This window comes from Microbacterium sp. 16-032, from assembly GCF_041079455.1.
GTDB lineage: Bacteria > Actinomycetota > Actinomycetes > Actinomycetales > Microbacteriaceae > Microbacterium > Microbacterium testaceum_A.
The window spans coordinates 592,710-608,263 of record NZ_JBFYGQ010000001.1 but is presented as its reverse complement, the minus strand read 5'-3'; the positions used below and the strand labels follow the sequence as shown (position 1 = coordinate 608,263).

Below are 15,554 nucleotides of genomic sequence, written 5' to 3'. Positions count from 1 at the left end.
TCCGAAGGAGACATCATGACCCTCACCGCTCCCCCGTCCGTCACCACCGCGTACCGCCTCGAGGGCGTCACCCGCACCTACCGCCAGCGCGACCGCACGGTCCAGGCGTTGGCGGGCGTCGATCTCGAGATCGCCGCGGGCGACTTCGTCACCATCCAGGGCCCGACCGGCGGCGGCAAATCGACGCTGCTGCAGATGCTCGGCGCCCTCGACCGCCCGTCCGCCGGGTCGGTGGTGCTGGGTGACCTCGATGTCGCCCGGGCCTCGAACGCGCAGCTCGCCCGACTGCGCGCCGAGGAGATCGGCTTCGTCTTCCACGGGTTCAACCTCATCCCCACCTTGACCGCCGCCGAGAACGTCGACATGGGGCTCGAGCCCCTCGGTCTGGATCGTGACGAACGCCGCCGCCGGGTGACCGAGGCGCTCACCCGCGTCGGGCTCGCCGACCGCGCCGAGCACCGACCCGGCGAGCTCTCGGGCGGACAGCAGCAGCGCGTCGCGATCGCCCGCGCCGTCGCCAAGCAGCCGCGGGTGCTGCTCGCCGACGAGCCCACCGGCAATCTCGACGAGCGCATGCGCGACGAGATCCTCGACGTGCTCGAGGCACTGAACACCGAGGGGCTCACCCTCATCGTGGTCACCCACGATTCGGCGGTGGCGCGCCGCGCGCGCCGTCGCCTGCGCCTCGACAAGGGGATCGTGACCGACATCACCCGCGGCTGAGCGGGTGCCTCCCGCCCGCCCCGGGCCGTGCCTGGTGCCACACGCGTGAGGGGTCAGTTTCTGTCGCCTCGGGCACCTCCCAGGCGACAGTTCTCGACCCCTCACGCGAGGAGAAGGGGCAGTGCGTCAAGGGGCACGGGCGGGATCGAGGCGGCCGAATAAGGTCGGAGCACGCCGACTGGAGGGATGCCATGGCCGCCCGCAACACGCGACTGATGCGCTGCACGCCCGACGATCTGTTCGCCGTCCTCTCGGACGGGTGGCTCTACCCGGTCTGGGTGGTCGGTGCCGCGCGCATGCGCGACGTCGACGAGCAGTGGCCGCGAGAGGGCTCGCGCATCCACCACTCCCTCGGAGTGTGGCCCGTGATGATCCACGACGAGACCGAGATCGTCGAGTGGGATCCCCCGCGCCGGATGCGGCTGAGGCCCGAGGCCGGCATCCTGGGTCGCGGCGTGATCCGCATCGACGCCCGCCCTCACGCCGGCGGCACGGCGGTCACGATCGTCGAAGAACCCCTCTCGGGAGCCGCCTCGCTTCTGCCCCGACGTGCCTGGAAGGCGATGCTCGTGGCCCGCAACCACGAGTGCCTGAACCGCCTGGCCTTCCTCGCAGAGGGGCGACGGGAAGAACGCGCGGCACGCGAACTCGACCACCGCACCTCGACACCCGACCCGGCCGAGGGCACCGCCTCACCGCAGGCGCAGGACGACGTGCGCGAAGCGGGGATCTGAGCGCGGGTCAGCTCTCGGGTCGCGACTGCGCCCCGGTGGAGCCGGGTTGCTCGGTGCTGTGGTGGAGTTCGTCGATGAAGAGGTTCTCTTCGTCGGTCGTCCGGTTGCGGTACGCGGCCCGCCCGACCATGTGCGCGGCGAGCGGCGCGGTCGCGAACTGGATGAGGATGATCGGGATGCCGAAGGCCAGGGCCTCCCACGTGCGCGTCGACAGCGCGACCGCCGCGACGATGAGCAGCACACCCAGCACCTGCGGCTTGGTCGCCGCGTGCAGACGTGTGGGCACGTCCCGCCACCGGAGCAGTCCCATCGTCGCGGTCAGGCAGAGGATCGCGCCGAGCAGGACGAGCACGAGCGCGACCGTGTCGAGAACGTCGTCGAGGGTCATCTCGGGTTCTCCTTCCGCGCGACGAAGCGGGCCACGGCGATCGAGCCGAACACCCCGACGGCGGCGATGATGAGCATCGCCGGCAACGAGCGCGTGTGGTGGTTGATGACCATGTCGGCGCCGAGGATGCAGAGCACCTCGGTGAGCAGCACGTCGGCGGCCACGGCTCGGTCGAGGATCGAGGGGCCGATGACCAGACGGATCAGCGCCAGCACGGCGGCGACGGCGAAGACGACGAGGATGACGGCGACGAGGGCGGTGTTCACAGCAGGGTCCTCCCGTCGCGCGGCGTCTCGGCGCCGTGACGTGCGTCGGCGTCGGACTCGGCGATCTTGGCCCGCAGCTCCTGCAACTCTTCCTTCGAGCCCACGGCACGCGTGATGCGGGCTTCCCACCCGAGCACGACGCGGCGCTGGTGTTCGGCATCCGCGTCGCTTCTGACGCCGATGGTGTGAAGGAACAGGGTGCGGTTCTCGCGGTCGACGTCGACGATGAGCGATCCCGGAATGAGGGATGCCGTGACGGCGGTGTGCGCCATGATCACGTCGTCGTCGACGCGCAGCGGGACGGCGATGATGGCGGCGCCGGGCTGACGGCGGACGTCGATCACCTGCCACGCGACGATGAGCGATCCCTTGATGACCGCGCCCAGGAAGGTGACGACGAACACGAGGCCGTACCAGAGGTTGATGCGACCCGAGAGTTCGACCGGGGGCAGGCGGAAGACGCGCGTGACGAAGACCGCCATGACCAGACCGGTGAGGAACGCCAGCCAGGTGAACTGACCCCACAGCAGCATCCACAGAGCGACCAGCCACACCAGGAACGGCAGCTGGTGCAGGAACAGCGATACCTGCGATCGGCGGGAGGGGCTCATCCTTGACCCACCTGTTCCTGGATCTGCACGAGGCTCACGCCGTCGGTGATGTCGACGCCCGCCCGCAGGCACATGTCGAGCAGGGGTCCGGCGAACACGGTCAGCGACACCGTGACGGCCACCATGCCGACCGTGGCGAGGGTCATGATCTTCGGCGTCGTGCGGCGCTCGGTCGAGATGGTCGCGGCCGGGGCGTTGCCGAGGTAGGCGATGCGCTCGGTCGTCTCGGCGGAGTCGTCGTCTTCGCGCCAGAACGACAGGTTCCACGCGCGCATCAGGGCGTAGAGCGTGAGGATCGAAGTGACGACGCCGCCGACGATCAGCACCATCATCACGGGGGTGCCCACCTGCGCCGCCGCGTCGAACAGGGCGTACTTGCCGATGAAGCCCGAGAACGGCGGCAGACCGCCGAGGTTGATCGCCGGGATGAAGTACAGCACCGCGAGCAGGGGCGCCGCGCGCATGAGACCCTTCACCTTGAGGATCGAGGTGCTGCCCGCCCGGCGCTCGATGAGACCGACGGCCAGGAACAGGGTCGTCTGCACGATGATGTGGTGGACGATGTAGTAGATCGTCGCCCCCACCGCGAGCGGCGTGTTGATCGCCAGCCCGAAGATCATGTAGCCGATGTGGCTCACCAGCGTGAACGACAGGATGCGCTTGAGCTCGGCCTGCGCGACGGCACCCAGGATGCCGACGATCATCGTCGACAGAGCGACCATCATCAGCAGGAAGTTGAGGTCGTTGGCGACGAAGAGCTGCGTCTCGGTGCGGATGATCGCGTACACGCCGACCTTGGTCAGCAGACCCGCGAACACCGCCGTGACGGGAGCGGGAGCCGTCGGATACGAGTCGGGCAGCCAGAACGACAGCGGGAACACCGCCGCCTTGATCGCGAAGGCGAGCAGCAGCATGAGGTGCAGGATCGTCTGCGTGTCCTGCGGGAGCAGGGCCATCCGTTCGCTGATCTGGACCATGTTGACCGTGCCGAGCGCCCCGTAGACCATCGCGATCGCCGCGAGGAACAGGATCGACGACACCAGCGAGACGACGATGTAGACGACGCCGGTGCGGATGCGCGACTCGGTACCGCCCAGGGTGATCAGCACGTACGAGGCGACGAGCAGGATCTCGAAGCCCACGTAGAGGTTGAACAGGTCGCCGGCGATGAAGGCGTTGAAGATGCCCGCGCCCAGGATCAGGTACGCCGGGTAGAAGATCGAGACCGGGGTGTCTTCGTCGTTGTCGGCCGCGCCCTGCCCGATCGAGAAGAGCAGGACCGCGAGTAGCACGATGCTCGTGACGACGACGAGAAGAGCCGCGAGCACGTCGACGTAGAGCACGATGCCGAACGGGATGTCCCACGCGGCGATCGCCACCGCGATGGGCCCGCTCGTGTCGACGGTGACGAGAAGGATCGCACCGAGCACGAGCACGGCCGCGAGGGAGGCGACCGACACGACGATCTGCGTCTTCTTGCGCCGACCGAAGATGAGGTTGATCGCGGCACCGATGAGAGGGATGCCGACGAGCAGGGGCACGAGGGCGCTCACGAGCGATCACCGTCCTGGGGGTCGCGGGGGGCGTCGGTGTCGTCGTCTCGCGCCGGGTCGGACTCGCGCGAGACGGCGACGCGATCGACCGGGGCGTCGTCGACGAGCTGCGACAGGTCGCCCTGGTGCAGCACGCGGATGGGCGAGGCGACGTCGCCGACGAAGTCGGTGGTGACGTCCTCGTCGTCGGAGCGGGACTCTTCGTCCATCGCGTCCTCGGGCTCGTTCGCCGTGCGGGCGCGCAGCGCCACGTCGTCCGCGTCGTCGATGACCGTGTCGGCCTGACCGAGCTGCCAGGAGCGGTAGATCAGGGCGAGCAGGAACGCCGAGATGCCGAACGTGATGACGATCGCGGTGAGCGTCAGGGCCTGGGGAAGAGCGTCGGACATGTCCGCGGCATCCGTCTGCCCTCCGTCGTAGAACGGGGCCCGGCCGGGCGCGCCCATGACGATGAGGAGCAGCAGGTTCGCGGCGTTCCCGAGCAGAAGGAAGCCGATCAGCACGCGGGTGAGGCTGCGCTCGAGCATGGCGTAGACACCGCAGGCGAAGAGCACGGCCATGACGATGACGAGGACCAGCGAGATGGTCATGAGGCCACCACCTCCGCGTCCTCGGGGAGTTGCGACTGGCGGTCGACCTCGGCGCCGAGGCTGCGGAGCACGTCGAGAACGAGGCCGATGACGACGAGGTAGACGCCGACGTCGAAGATCGTGCTGGTCACGAACTCCCAGTGACCGATGATCGGCAGTTCACCCTCGAAGGTGAAGCTCTGCAGCGGCGCGAAGCCGAACACCATCGGAACGAGGGCGCACAGCACGGCGATCGCCATGCCCGCCCCGAGCAAGCGACCCGCGTCGGTGGGGGCGGCGGCGCCGAGCTCCCAGCGACCGCCCGCGATGTAGCGCATGACCAGGCCCATACCCGCGACCAGGCCACCGGCGAACCCTCCGCCGGGCAGGTTGTGGCCCGCGAAGAGCAGGTAGAGCGACACGATCATGATCGAGTGGAAGAGCACCCGGATGATGATCTCGAGCAGGATCGAACGGTTCTCGGGCTGCACCTTCGCACCCGAGATGAGCCACGCGCGCGGGGCACCGGTTTCGCCCACGCGCTGCGCACGCACGCCACTGCCGGTCTCGACGAGGGGGCGACGACGGCCGAGTCCCACCCGTGCGCGGGCGGTGCCCGATCGACGTGCGAGATTGTCGCTGCGGTTGGTGATGAAGACGAGGGACGCCACGCCGGTGGCGGCGAGGACCAGCACCGAGAGCTCGCCCATCGTGTCCCAGCCGCGGAGGTCGACGAGAGCGACGTTGACGACGTTGCGACCGTGACCGATCTCGTAGGCGAGGGGCGGCCACTCGAGCGAGACGGGGAGGTCCTGCCGCGCGCCGGTCGCCACGATCGCCACGAGGGCCATCGTGAGGCCCACGCCCGCACCGAGGACGGCACGCGCCAGCGGGGCGACCGACTCGTTCTGCTCGCCCATGCGGGCCGGCAGACGCCGGAGCACCAGCGCGAACACCACGAGGGTCACGGTTTCGATGAGCACCTGCGTGAGGGCGAGGTCGGGGGCGCCGCTGGTGGCGAAGAGCACCACCATGCCCAGGCCCGTCACCGAGACGAGGGCGACACCGGTGTACCGCTTGCGGGCGCGGACGGCCAGGATGCCGGCGGCGATCATGATCGGTGCCGAGATCAGCTGCGCCGGCGACTGCCACGCGGCGAGCTGGGCGCGCCACTCGCTCGAGGCGAGCAGCGCCGTGCCTTCGGCGACGACGAGCACGACGAAGATCGTTCCGACGTAGAACGGCAGAGAACCGCGCTGGAAGCGGGCGGTCACCCACTCGGACGAGTGGTCGATCCCGCGCAGGGCCACGTTGTAGGCGTCGTTCGCCGTGAAGGGCAGCACGCGACGGCGCTTGTGCAGCTGCGTCTTGCGCACGACCCAGAAGATGCCGGCGCCGAGTGCGAGCGTGCCGAGCGAGATGAACAGCGCCGGCTCGAGGCCGTGCCAGAGCGCCAGGTGGTACGGGTACGCGGGAGCGGAGACGCCCGCGGTCGCTTCGGGCAGGCCGTCGGCGTAGGGCGCGAGCCAGTGGTCGACGATCGGGGCGAGGAATCCGAGCCCCAGTGACGTCGCCGCGAGGAGCACCGGCGCCGACAGGAAGCCGATCGGCGGGTCGGGCCACTCGGTGGTCTCGACGTCGCGCTTGGTCCCATACGCCCCCCACAGGAAGCGGATGCCGTACGCCGCCGTCAGCGCCGAGCCCAGCACGATGCCGATCAGAGCGACCCATCCCCACGCAGCTCCGCCTTCGGCTTCGTGCAGCAGGGCCGTCAGCGCGGTCTCTTTCGCGACGAACCCGAGAGTGGGGATGACCCCCGCCATCGAGAAGATCGCGATGAACGACGCGGTGGCCATGACCGGCGCCTGTCGGCCCAGGCCGGAGAGCTGGCCGATGTCACGGGTGTTCAGCTGACGGTCGATCACACCGACGACGAGAAAGAGACACGACTTGAACAGCGCGTGGCTGAGCAGGAGCGCGGCGCCGGCGAGAGCGGCATCCCTCGTCCCGTATCCGAGCATCACGGTGAGGAAGCCGAGCTGGCTCACCGTGCCGAAGGCGAGGATGCGCTTGAGGTCGCGCTCACGCAGAGCCTGGAACCCGCCGAGCAGCATCGTGAAGACACCGAGGGCGATGAGGGTGGGCCGCCAGAACGGCGTATCGGCGAAGCCGGGGGCGAGGCGGGCGACCAAGTAGATGCCGGCCTTGACCATGGCAGCGGCGTGCAGGTACGCACTGACCGGGGTGGGGGCGGCCATGGCCCCGGGGAGCCAGAAGTGGAACGGGAAGATCGCCGACTTGCTGAGCGCTCCCACCAGCAGCAGCAGGACGGCGATGTCGACGACGGCGCCCGTGGGCGGGTCGGCGAGGATCGTCGACAGGCTCGAGGTGCCCGCCTGGACGACGAGCAGAACCACGCCGATGAGCATGACGAGTCCGCCGAGCGTGGTGACTAGCAGCGCCTGCAGGGCGGCTCGACGGCTCGCGGAACGGCTGTGGTAGTACCCGATGAGCAGGTACGACAGCACGCTCGTCGCTTCCCACAGCATGACGAGGACGACGATGTCGTCGGTGAGGACGAGGCCGTACATGGCGCCGGCGAAGCCGAGCAGCACGGCGGAGAACTGCCCGACACCGGCGGTCTTGCCGCGGAAGTACCACCGGCAGTAGAGCATCACCAGCGCACCGACGCCGGTTACGACGAGCGTCAGCAACCAGCCGAGCACGTCCATGCGCATCGACAGCGAGACGTCGATCGCCGGAATCCAGCGATATTCCTCGAAGGGAATGTCCCCCGCGAACACCGCGGGGGCGAGGACGATAGCGTGCGCGAAAGCGAGAGCCGGGAGCACCGCCGCCACGTAGAAGGCGCGGGCACCGATGCGCGAGACGAGCCACGGCAGAAGAAGGGGCACGGCCGCGAAGGCGCCGAGGAAGATCAGCACGGTCGGGCCTCCTCGGGGTCGACGGGCGGGTGCCCGGGCTCTCGGGGTGTCGTCCCTATTCTATGCGGAGCATGAGAGTCCCAGCACCCGTCGACTCATGTGGTACGCGGCGGAGCGGTCGTGGTCCCCTCGCGGAAGGTGCACCGCAGGTCGAGCCCCGAGGGCGTCTCGTCCTCGAGCATCGCGGCGACCGCCTCACCGGCCGCCCGACCCTTGGCGGTGGCGGGTTGGACGAGCGTGGTCAGCACGTGCGGGGCGAGGCCGTCGACGACCACGCCGTCGAATCCGGTGACGCTCACGTCATCGGGGACGCGGAGCCCCGCCTCTTCGGCCGCGCGGATCACCCCGGCCGCGAGCAGATCACTCTGGGCGATGACAGCGGTCGGGCGGTGGTCGGGATCGGCGAAGATCGCCCGACCGGCGATGGTGCCCTCGTCGATCGAACTGGTGGCGGCGGCCACCGCGGGCGCGTCGGGGAACACCGCGCGGGCTCCGGCCAGACGGTCGGCGGTCACGTCGACGCGCACCTCGGCGTCGTCGGCGATCCAGCCGCGACGACGAGCGGTGTCGGTGGGGAGGGTGACGATGACGACGTCGTGATGGCCGAGCGCCGACAGGTGGCGCGCGGCCGCGCTCTGGGCCTCGGTGTTGTCGAGCAGCACCTGCGGCACGCCCTCACCCGCGTCGCCTTCCACGACCACGACCGGGATGCCGCGGCCTCGGACGATCTCTAGCGAATCGCGCATGCGCGGGCTGCAGCCGATCAGGACGGCGGCGTCGATGGGGGCGGTGTGCAACGAGGGTTCGCTCACCGTCTCGCCGTCGTCGCGCAGCAACAGGAGCGCGGCACCCAGGCGCGAGACGCCGTCGGCCAGTCCGTCCATCATGTGGGTGGTCACGGGATCGAGGAACGCGGTCCCGAGGTGCTGGTCGAAGACCACGCCGACGATGCCCGAACGTCCGCGACGCAGCGAGGCCGCGCGCGGATCCGGTCCGGTGTAGCCCAGGCTCTCGGCGGCGGCCAGCACGCGGGCCCGGGTCGCCGGCGAGGTGGGCGTCTTGCCGCTGAACACCACCGAGGCGGTCGACGCCGAGACGCCGGCCTCACGGGCGACATCGCTGATGGTCGCGCGACGGGTGCTCACGGGCCGATCGTACCTGCCGACCGGGCGCCCTGCCGAATCGATTCGATATGCGTCGAATCGATTCGGTACAGTGTCGACATGCACTCGACGCTCACCCGATCCCAGCTCGTCCGCTGGCACATCGCGATCTGCGCCATCTTCCTCGCGAGCGGGCTCAGCATCTCCACCTGGGCGTCGCGGGTGCCCGCGATCCGCGAATCGCTCGGCATCGAGAACTCCGGCGTCGGGCTGCTGCTGTTGGGCATGGGCGTGGCATCCATCATCGGTCTGTCGATCGCCCCCGCCGTGATGGCGCGCATCGGCGCGCGCCGCGGAATGCTCGTGGCCCTGCTGCTCGTCGGCATCGGGCTCATGATCATCGGCTTCGGGGCGGACTCCCTGCAGCTCTTCGCCGTCGCCCTCGTGGGCCTCGCGCTCTTCGGATTCGGCAACGGCGCCGTCGACGTGATGATGAACGTCGAGGGAGCGGCACTCGAGAAGGCCACCGGGCGCACGATCATGCCCTTGCTGCACGCCTTCTTCAGCTTCGGCACCGTCATCGGAGCGGGCCTCGGCTTCGTCGCGGTGAGCCTCGGCATCCCGGTGATCGCCCACTGCGTCGCGATGGGGGTCGTGATCATCGTGGTCGCCTTCGTGTCGGTCGCGAACGTGCCGCGGGCAGAGGTCGCGATGGACGCCCCCGCCGACGAGGAGCGCGCCCACTGGCGCGAGCGCCTCTCGGTGTCGCTGCAGGCCTGGCGTGAGCCGCGCACCTACACGCTCGGCGTCATCATGCTCGGCATGGCCTTCGCCGAGGGCAGCGCGAACGACTGGTTGCCCTCCGCGGTGGTCTACGGCCACGGCGCGCCCGAAGAGGCGGGACCGGCGGTGCTGGCGGTCTTCTCCGTCGCCATGACGGTCGGCCGCATCGCGGGCGGTCCCGTCGTCGATCGCCTCGGGCGCGTGCTCGTCCTGCGGGTGCTCGCCGGCACCGCCGCCGCCGGCCTGCTGCTGTTCATCCTGGCTCCGTACGGCCCGCTGGTCTTCGTGGGTGCCGCCCTGTGGGGCCTCGGCGCCTCGCTGGGCTTCCCGATCGGCATGTCCGCCGCCGCCGACGACCCCGCCAAGGCCGCCTCCCGCGTGGCCGCGGCCGCCACCATCGGCTATGTCGCCTTCCTCTGCGGTCCCCCGATCCTCGGATGGATCGGCGACCACATCGGCCTGCTCAACACCCTGCTCATCGTGGTCGGCCTGATCGTGGCATCCGGACTCTTCTCCGGCGCGGCCAAGCCGCTCGTCGCCTCCGAGAAGGCGGAGGCCGAGCCCGCGCGACGCGACGCGGCGGGGCGCAATTAGGCTGAGGGGGTGCGTCTCGTCATCGCCCGTTGCTCCGTCGATTACACCGGCCGCCTCAACGCGCATCTCCCCCTCGCCACCCGCCTGCTCGTCCACAAGAACGACGGCAGTCTGCTGGTGCACTCCGACGGCGGCTCGTACAAGCCGCTGAACTGGATGAGCCCGCCGTGCTCGCTCACCCTCGAGCAGCCCGACGAGGTCGACGTCGAAGACGGCGTGATCGAGCGGTGGCGCGTGACGCACGCGAAAACCGGTGATGCGCTGCTGGTGCGCATCCACGAGGTCATCCACGACACCGCCCACGACCTCGGCGTCGACCCGGGCCTGATCAAGGACGGCGTCGAGGCCGACCTGCAGCGGCTGCTGGCCGAACAGGTCTCGGTCGTCGGCGAGAACCTCACCCTCGTGCGCCGCGAGTACCCCACCGCCATCGGCCCCGTCGACCTGCTCCTGCGCAACGACGACGGCAAGGGAACGGTGGCGATCGAGGTCAAGCGTCGCGGCGACATCGACGGCGTCGAGCAGCTCACGCGCTACCTCGAGCTCCTCAACCGCGACCCCCTGCTGGCGCCCGTCACGGGCGTCTACGCCGCGCAGGAGATCAAGCCGCAGGCCCGCGTCCTCGCCACCGATCGCGGCATCCGGTGCCTGGTCCTCGACTACGACGAGATGAAGGGCGTGCAGTCGGGCGCCCCGCGCCTGTTCTGACCGCGCCGGATCGAGCCGGGCGGATGCTGCGCCGGTAGCGTGGACGCATGTCTGCACGCTCTCCCTTCTCCTGCGTCCTGTGGGACGTCGACGGAACCCTCGTCGACGCATCGGAGGGCATCCTCCGCCGGTTGACCATCACGCTGGAGCACTTCGGGCGGACGCCCCCGGTGCGCGGAGAGCTGTCGCGCTGGATCGGTCCGCCGATGTACGAGTCGTTCCAAGTGAACGTGGGCATGACGCCCGAGCAGGCAACCGAGGCCGTCACGTTCTACCGCGGGCTGAACAAGAGCGAGGGCTACACGGTCAGCGCGCGCCTGTACCCGGGTGTCGGCGAACTGGTGCACCAGCTGCACGCGGCGGGCATCCCGCAGTCGACGGCGAGCTCGAAGCCCGAGGTGCAGGTCGTCGCCCTCATGGACCACTTCGGTCTCGCCCCCTCCCTCGAGGCCATGGTCGGCGCCACCCTCGACGAGCGCACCCTGAGCACCAAGGCCGACGTCGTGCGCGAGGCGCTGCGCCGGCTCGAGGCCGCCGGAGCCGACACCTCGCGCCCCATCCTCATCGGCGATCGACACCACGACGTCGAGGGAGGGGCGGATGCCGGGGTGCCGGTGATCTTCGTGCGCTGGGGCTTCAGCTGGCCCCACGAGGCGGACGGCGCCCAGGCCGCCGTCGACGACGTCGACCAGCTCCGCGCCCTCCTGCTGATCGACGACTCGTCGGAATCGGACGCCTCCGCCGGTGTCTGAGCTCGAGGGGGTGATCCCCGCGGCGGTCGCCCTCCTCGTAGCGGCCCTGGTCGTCGGGGTGATCGTGATCGCCGTGCGGTTCTCTCGTCGCTCACCGCGGGCGCGCGCGACGGCTGCCCGGGCCGTGACCGCAGCGGGCGAGGCGCTCCTGCGTCTGGATGACGCTGTGTCCCGGCTCGACGTGGCCTTCCGCGCCGTCGATGCGATGGATGCCGCGGACGAGCCGGCCGATCTCCGCCGAGCCCGCGCGGCGGCCGTCCGGGCGCGCGACCGCGGATTCGCCGACCTCTCGCGGCTCGAGGCCGACACGGGCGTCGCGGCCCGGCGCGCCGACGACGCGCGCAGACTGCGCGCCGGGTTCGACGATCAGATCCGACGAGTCGAGCGCACTCGGGAGCAGTTGCAGGAGTGGGCGCGGGCGCACCGTACCCCGGCCGACCTCCTCGAGCTCACCCGCCGTCGACGCGACGAGCTGATCGAGACGACAGGCGACCCCGAGCCCTTGGTGACCGCTCTGCGCGATCGCTTCACGCGCGAAGACCGAGACGATGCCGAGACGGCCGCGCGGGCGGCATCCGACGCCCTCCGTGAGGTCGCCGACGCCCTCGAGCGCGCGGCCTCCGAGCCCGATGGGGGCCACCTCGTCGCGGCCACCGCCGCGCTCCTGCGCGCCGAACGGCAGCTGCGCGCCGTCGAAGACGCGCATCGCGTCGCCCTGCAGGCGGCCGAGAACGCGGACGCCGAACTCGTTGCCGCGCGGGCCGAGATCGAGGCGGCGACCGCGTCGGCATCCCGCCGCCCGGCCGAAGCGGCACCCGACGCCCTCGACCGTCTGCGCGCTGCGGCGCGCGACCTCGACCTGGCCGCCGCGGAGGCCGTCCGTCGGCCGCGGTGGGCGATCGCGACCGTCGCCCGGGTCCGCGAGACGCGCGACGACGCCCTCGGCGACGCGATGAGCCCCCGCGAGCGTCTCGAGGCCGCTCGTGCCGCCCTCCCCGGCACCCTCGCGTGCGCGCGCGCCGCTCTGGCCGCCGCCGAGGCACGCGGGTCCACCGCCGCGATCGGCGAACGACTGCGCCTCGAGGACGCGCGTCGGCAGCTGGCCGCGGCTCGGGCGGCGACCGATGCGGAGCAAGCCCTCGCCCACGCGCGTGCCGGGTGGCACGCCGTCTCCGATCCCGTGGCCTGAGCCGCCGCCCGCCGCACCTGCTCCCCAACGGGCGGGTCGACCGTGCCCTATCGTGAGCGGCATGGCGGAGAACTCGACGTTCCGACGGGCGACGCACCTCGCGCGCCGACTACCGGCCACGCTCGTCCTGGTCGGCATCCTCGTGGTCGTCGGTGTCGCCACCGGCGCCCTCTGGAGCCCGTTCGCGGCCTCTGACGCCTTCGCCTCGCTCGCCTACGGCCTTCCCGCCCTCGAGGCCGGTCGCTGGTGGACGCCGGTCACCGGCACGTTCGTGGTCGGTGCGCCCTGGTTGTACCTCGTCGGCATCCCGACGCTCGTCGGGATGGGCTTCCTCGAGGTGCGCCGCGGCACCCGCGTCGCCGCCGCGTACTTCACCGTGGGACAGCTCTTCTCGATCTTCGCCGCGTCGCTGCTCCTCTGGGTGGCGGCCTTCCTGCCGTGGCCGTGGGCGCAGCAGCAGGCCATGGCCCTCGACGTCGGTCCGTCCGGCGGCGTCTTCGCGTGTCTCGCCGCGGCTCTCGCGCTGCTCCCCTCGCCGTGGCGCCTGCGCGGCTGGACGGTCATGATCGCGGGTCTGGCCCTCACGTTCCTCTACTACGGCTCGCTCCCCGACCTCGAGCGCGTCCTCGCCGTCGCCCTCGTGCTCGGTGTCGACCGGTCGTTGCGCCCTCAGCGCGTGAGCGTCCGCGAGCAGCGCCTGATCGCTTTCGTGGTGCTGTGCGCACTCGGCGCGTTCGAGATCCTCGGGTACGTCGCCCCGATGACCGGTCCGTTCGGCTCGTCGGCGGCGACCTCGGGCTCGTGGATCGACGTCGCCGTCAACACGCTCGTCGTCCTCGTGGTGGCAACCGCCCTGCGCCGCGGCCGCCGCTGGGCGTGGGTCGTCGTGATGCTCTACAGCGCCCTGAACCTCTTGCTCGTGGTCCTCCTCTTCGCCGTCCTGCTCCTGGTGGGCCTCACCGGGGTCGAAGCGGATCTGGATGCCGATTTCACCAGCGTCCTGGCCTCGTCGGCGCTGTGGCTGGTGGCATCCGTGTACTTCCTCCTCGTGCGGGCCGCGTTCCGCGCCCGGCCGCGCGCGGCGCTCGGGGAAACGCCTGCGCCGACCGTGGAGGACGTGAAGAAGGAGCTGCACGCGAGCGGCGGGGGCACACTGTCGTGGATGAGGACGTGGGACGGCATGTCGTACGCCCGCTTCGGCCGCGGAATCGTGGCCTACCAGCGACGCTCCGGGGTGGCCCTGGCGCTCGGGGATCCGCTCGGCCCCCCGTCCTCCCGCGATCGGACCGTCCGCTCGTTCATCGACGCCGCCGAGGCCGCGGGTCTCGCGCCGTGCTTCTTCAGCGCCGGAGACACCACGGCCGACGCCGTTCCGGGCGACTGGCGGCGCATCGTCGTCGCCGACGACACCGTGGTCGATCTTCCGGGATTGCAGTTCACCGGAAAGGCGTGGGGCGCGGTGCGCACCTCGCTCAACCGCGGCGAGCGCGAGGGCATGACGTTCCGCCTGTCGAGACTCTCGGACGAGACCTGGGGCGTGCGCCAGCAGCTTCGCGCGATCTCCGAGAGCTGGGTGGGCGATAAGGGGCTGCCCGAGATGGGCTTCACCCTGGGCACGCTGCAGGAGGCGGCCGATGCCGAGGTGCGCCTCGCGTTGGCGGTGTCACCACAGGGCGACGTCGACGGTTTCCTGTCGTGGCTCCCGATCTACGGCGAGGGCGGGATCCGCGGGTGGACGCTCGACCTGATGCGCCGGCGCGACGGCGGTTTCGGGCCCGTGATGGAGTTCCTGATCGGTGCGTCCGCCCGGGAGTTCTCCGCGGAGGGGGCGCAGATCATGTCCCTGTCGGGTGCTCCGCTGGCGCATGAGTACCCCGCGGATGCCGGCGCCATCGCCGATCTGCAGGAGCGCATGGCCGCGATGCTCGAGCCCGTCTACGGCTTCGCCTCGCTGCACCGGTTCAAGCAGAAGTTCCACCCGCGCTACGAGACGATGTACCTGCTCTACCGCGACGAGGCGGATCTCACCCGCATCGGCGCCGCCCTCACGCGAGCGTTCCTTCCGCACGCGACGCTGGGCCAGTTCGCCGCTGCGGGGGTCGACCTCGTGCGCCACGAACGCTGAAGGCCCCGGCCGACGCGAAGAACGCGCGCCCGGGGCCCGACCGGCCGGAGCCGATGAAGATCAGAGGGGGCGGATGTTCTCCGCCTGCAGGCCCTTGGGGCCCTGGGCGACCTCGAACTCGACGCGCTGGTTCTCTTCGAGCGAGCGGTAACCGCCCGACTGGATCGCGCTGTAGTGCGCGAAGACGTCCTGGCTGCCGTCATCGGGGGCGATGAAGCCGAAGCCCTTTTCGGAGTTGAACCACTTGACCGTGCCCTGCGTGCTCATTCGTTGTGCCGTTTTCCGCTTGAGCCGGCGCCGAGCGCGCCGGTCTGTGCCTTCACGGTAACGGCCGGACTCTTCTCGCGCACGGGTCCGTGACACAAACGTTGCGCGGCGTCATACGCCGTAAGCCCATACGACGCCCGGGCTGAGCAAGCTCGAAGCCCGGGCGTCGACGGATCCCCCCGGATATGTCACGCGAGGCGTGACGGCGATCACTTTACCGGCGCAGAGGCCCGCGCGCGACACG

At 70.6% G+C, this 15,554-nt stretch carries 15 protein-coding genes; 7 read left to right on the top strand and 8 right to left on the bottom strand.

Features of this window, described 5'->3' with window-relative positions:
- Positions 1–15 precede the first annotated feature (15 nt).
- Positions 16–723 carry an ABC transporter ATP-binding protein gene (locus AB6V31_RS02755; protein ID WP_369363882.1) on the top strand — a complete coding sequence of 236 codons (708 nt, stop codon included), beginning with the start codon at positions 16–18 and terminating at the stop codon, positions 721–723.
- Positions 724–914: 191 nt separating this feature from the next.
- Positions 915–1,457: an SRPBCC domain-containing protein gene (locus AB6V31_RS02750; RefSeq protein ID WP_369363880.1), complete on the top strand. Its 543-nt coding sequence runs from the start codon at positions 915–917 to the stop codon at positions 1,455–1,457.
- A 7-nt stretch (positions 1,458–1,464) separates the two neighbouring features.
- Here AB6V31_RS02750 and mnhG read toward each other — a convergent pair whose 3' ends face one another.
- The 7 genes from mnhG to AB6V31_RS02715 form a co-directional block, all read right to left on the bottom strand.
- A complete protein-coding gene (gene mnhG / locus AB6V31_RS02745; protein WP_369363878.1) occupies positions 1,465–1,845 on the bottom strand; it encodes a monovalent cation/H(+) antiporter subunit G in 381 nt (126 codons plus the stop codon).
- Positions 1,842–2,111 carry a monovalent cation/H+ antiporter complex subunit F gene (locus AB6V31_RS02740; RefSeq protein WP_144783553.1) on the bottom strand — a complete coding sequence of 90 codons (270 nt, stop codon included), beginning with the start codon at positions 2,109–2,111 and terminating at the stop codon, positions 1,842–1,844. The genes mnhG and AB6V31_RS02740 overlap by 4 nt, the downstream gene beginning before the upstream one ends.
- Entirely contained in the window at positions 2,108–2,722 is a 615-nt protein-coding gene (locus AB6V31_RS02735) for a Na+/H+ antiporter subunit E (RefSeq protein ID WP_056225174.1), read from the bottom strand. Before AB6V31_RS02735 ends, AB6V31_RS02740 begins: the two co-directional genes overlap by 4 nt.
- Positions 2,719–4,275 (bottom strand): Na+/H+ antiporter subunit D, encoded by a 1,557-nt coding sequence (locus AB6V31_RS02730; protein ID WP_074694483.1) that lies wholly within the window; start codon positions 4,273–4,275, stop codon positions 2,719–2,721. The genes AB6V31_RS02735 and AB6V31_RS02730 overlap by 4 nt, the downstream gene beginning before the upstream one ends.
- Positions 4,272–4,865, bottom strand: a complete 594-nt coding sequence (locus tag AB6V31_RS02725) for a Na(+)/H(+) antiporter subunit C (protein WP_074694484.1) — start codon at positions 4,863–4,865, stop codon at positions 4,272–4,274. Before AB6V31_RS02725 ends, AB6V31_RS02730 begins: the two co-directional genes overlap by 4 nt.
- Positions 4,862–7,789, bottom strand: a complete 2,928-nt coding sequence (locus AB6V31_RS02720; protein WP_369363875.1) for a Na+/H+ antiporter subunit A — start codon at positions 7,787–7,789, stop codon at positions 4,862–4,864. The genes AB6V31_RS02725 and AB6V31_RS02720 overlap by 4 nt, the downstream gene beginning before the upstream one ends.
- 95 nt (positions 7,790–7,884) lie before the next feature.
- The gene (locus AB6V31_RS02715) at positions 7,885–8,934 is read right to left on the bottom strand and encodes a LacI family DNA-binding transcriptional regulator (RefSeq protein WP_074694486.1); all 1,050 of its coding nucleotides are present in this window, start codon (positions 8,932–8,934) and stop codon (positions 7,885–7,887) included.
- Positions 8,935–9,012: 78 nt separating this feature from the next.
- Here AB6V31_RS02715 and AB6V31_RS02710 point away from each other — a divergent pair, with 78 nt between their 5' ends.
- From AB6V31_RS02710 to AB6V31_RS02690, 5 genes are all read left to right on the top strand, one after another.
- Entirely contained in the window at positions 9,013–10,269 is a 1,257-nt protein-coding gene (locus AB6V31_RS02710) for a sugar MFS transporter (protein ID WP_056225160.1), read from the top strand.
- 9 nt (positions 10,270–10,278) lie between these two features.
- A complete protein-coding gene (nucS, locus tag AB6V31_RS02705; RefSeq protein WP_074694487.1) occupies positions 10,279–10,977 on the top strand; it encodes an endonuclease NucS in 699 nt (232 codons plus the stop codon).
- 47 nt (positions 10,978–11,024) lie between these two features.
- The gene (locus AB6V31_RS02700; RefSeq protein WP_074694488.1) at positions 11,025–11,729 is read left to right on the top strand and encodes an HAD hydrolase-like protein; all 705 of its coding nucleotides are present in this window, start codon (positions 11,025–11,027) and stop codon (positions 11,727–11,729) included.
- Positions 11,722–12,918 (top strand): hypothetical protein, encoded by a 1,197-nt coding sequence (locus tag AB6V31_RS02695; protein WP_369363872.1) that lies wholly within the window; start codon positions 11,722–11,724, stop codon positions 12,916–12,918. The genes AB6V31_RS02700 and AB6V31_RS02695 overlap by 8 nt, the downstream gene beginning before the upstream one ends.
- A gap of 61 nt (positions 12,919–12,979) precedes the next feature.
- Entirely contained in the window at positions 12,980–15,043 is a 2,064-nt protein-coding gene (locus AB6V31_RS02690; protein ID WP_369363870.1) for a bifunctional lysylphosphatidylglycerol flippase/synthetase MprF, read from the top strand.
- 60 nt (positions 15,044–15,103) lie between these two features.
- Here the strand turns inward: AB6V31_RS02690 and AB6V31_RS02685 are convergent, their stop codons facing one another.
- Positions 15,104–15,310 carry a cold-shock protein gene (locus AB6V31_RS02685; RefSeq protein WP_056225145.1) on the bottom strand — a complete coding sequence of 69 codons (207 nt, stop codon included), beginning with the start codon at positions 15,308–15,310 and terminating at the stop codon, positions 15,104–15,106.
- Between the last annotated feature and the right edge of the window lie 244 nt (positions 15,311–15,554).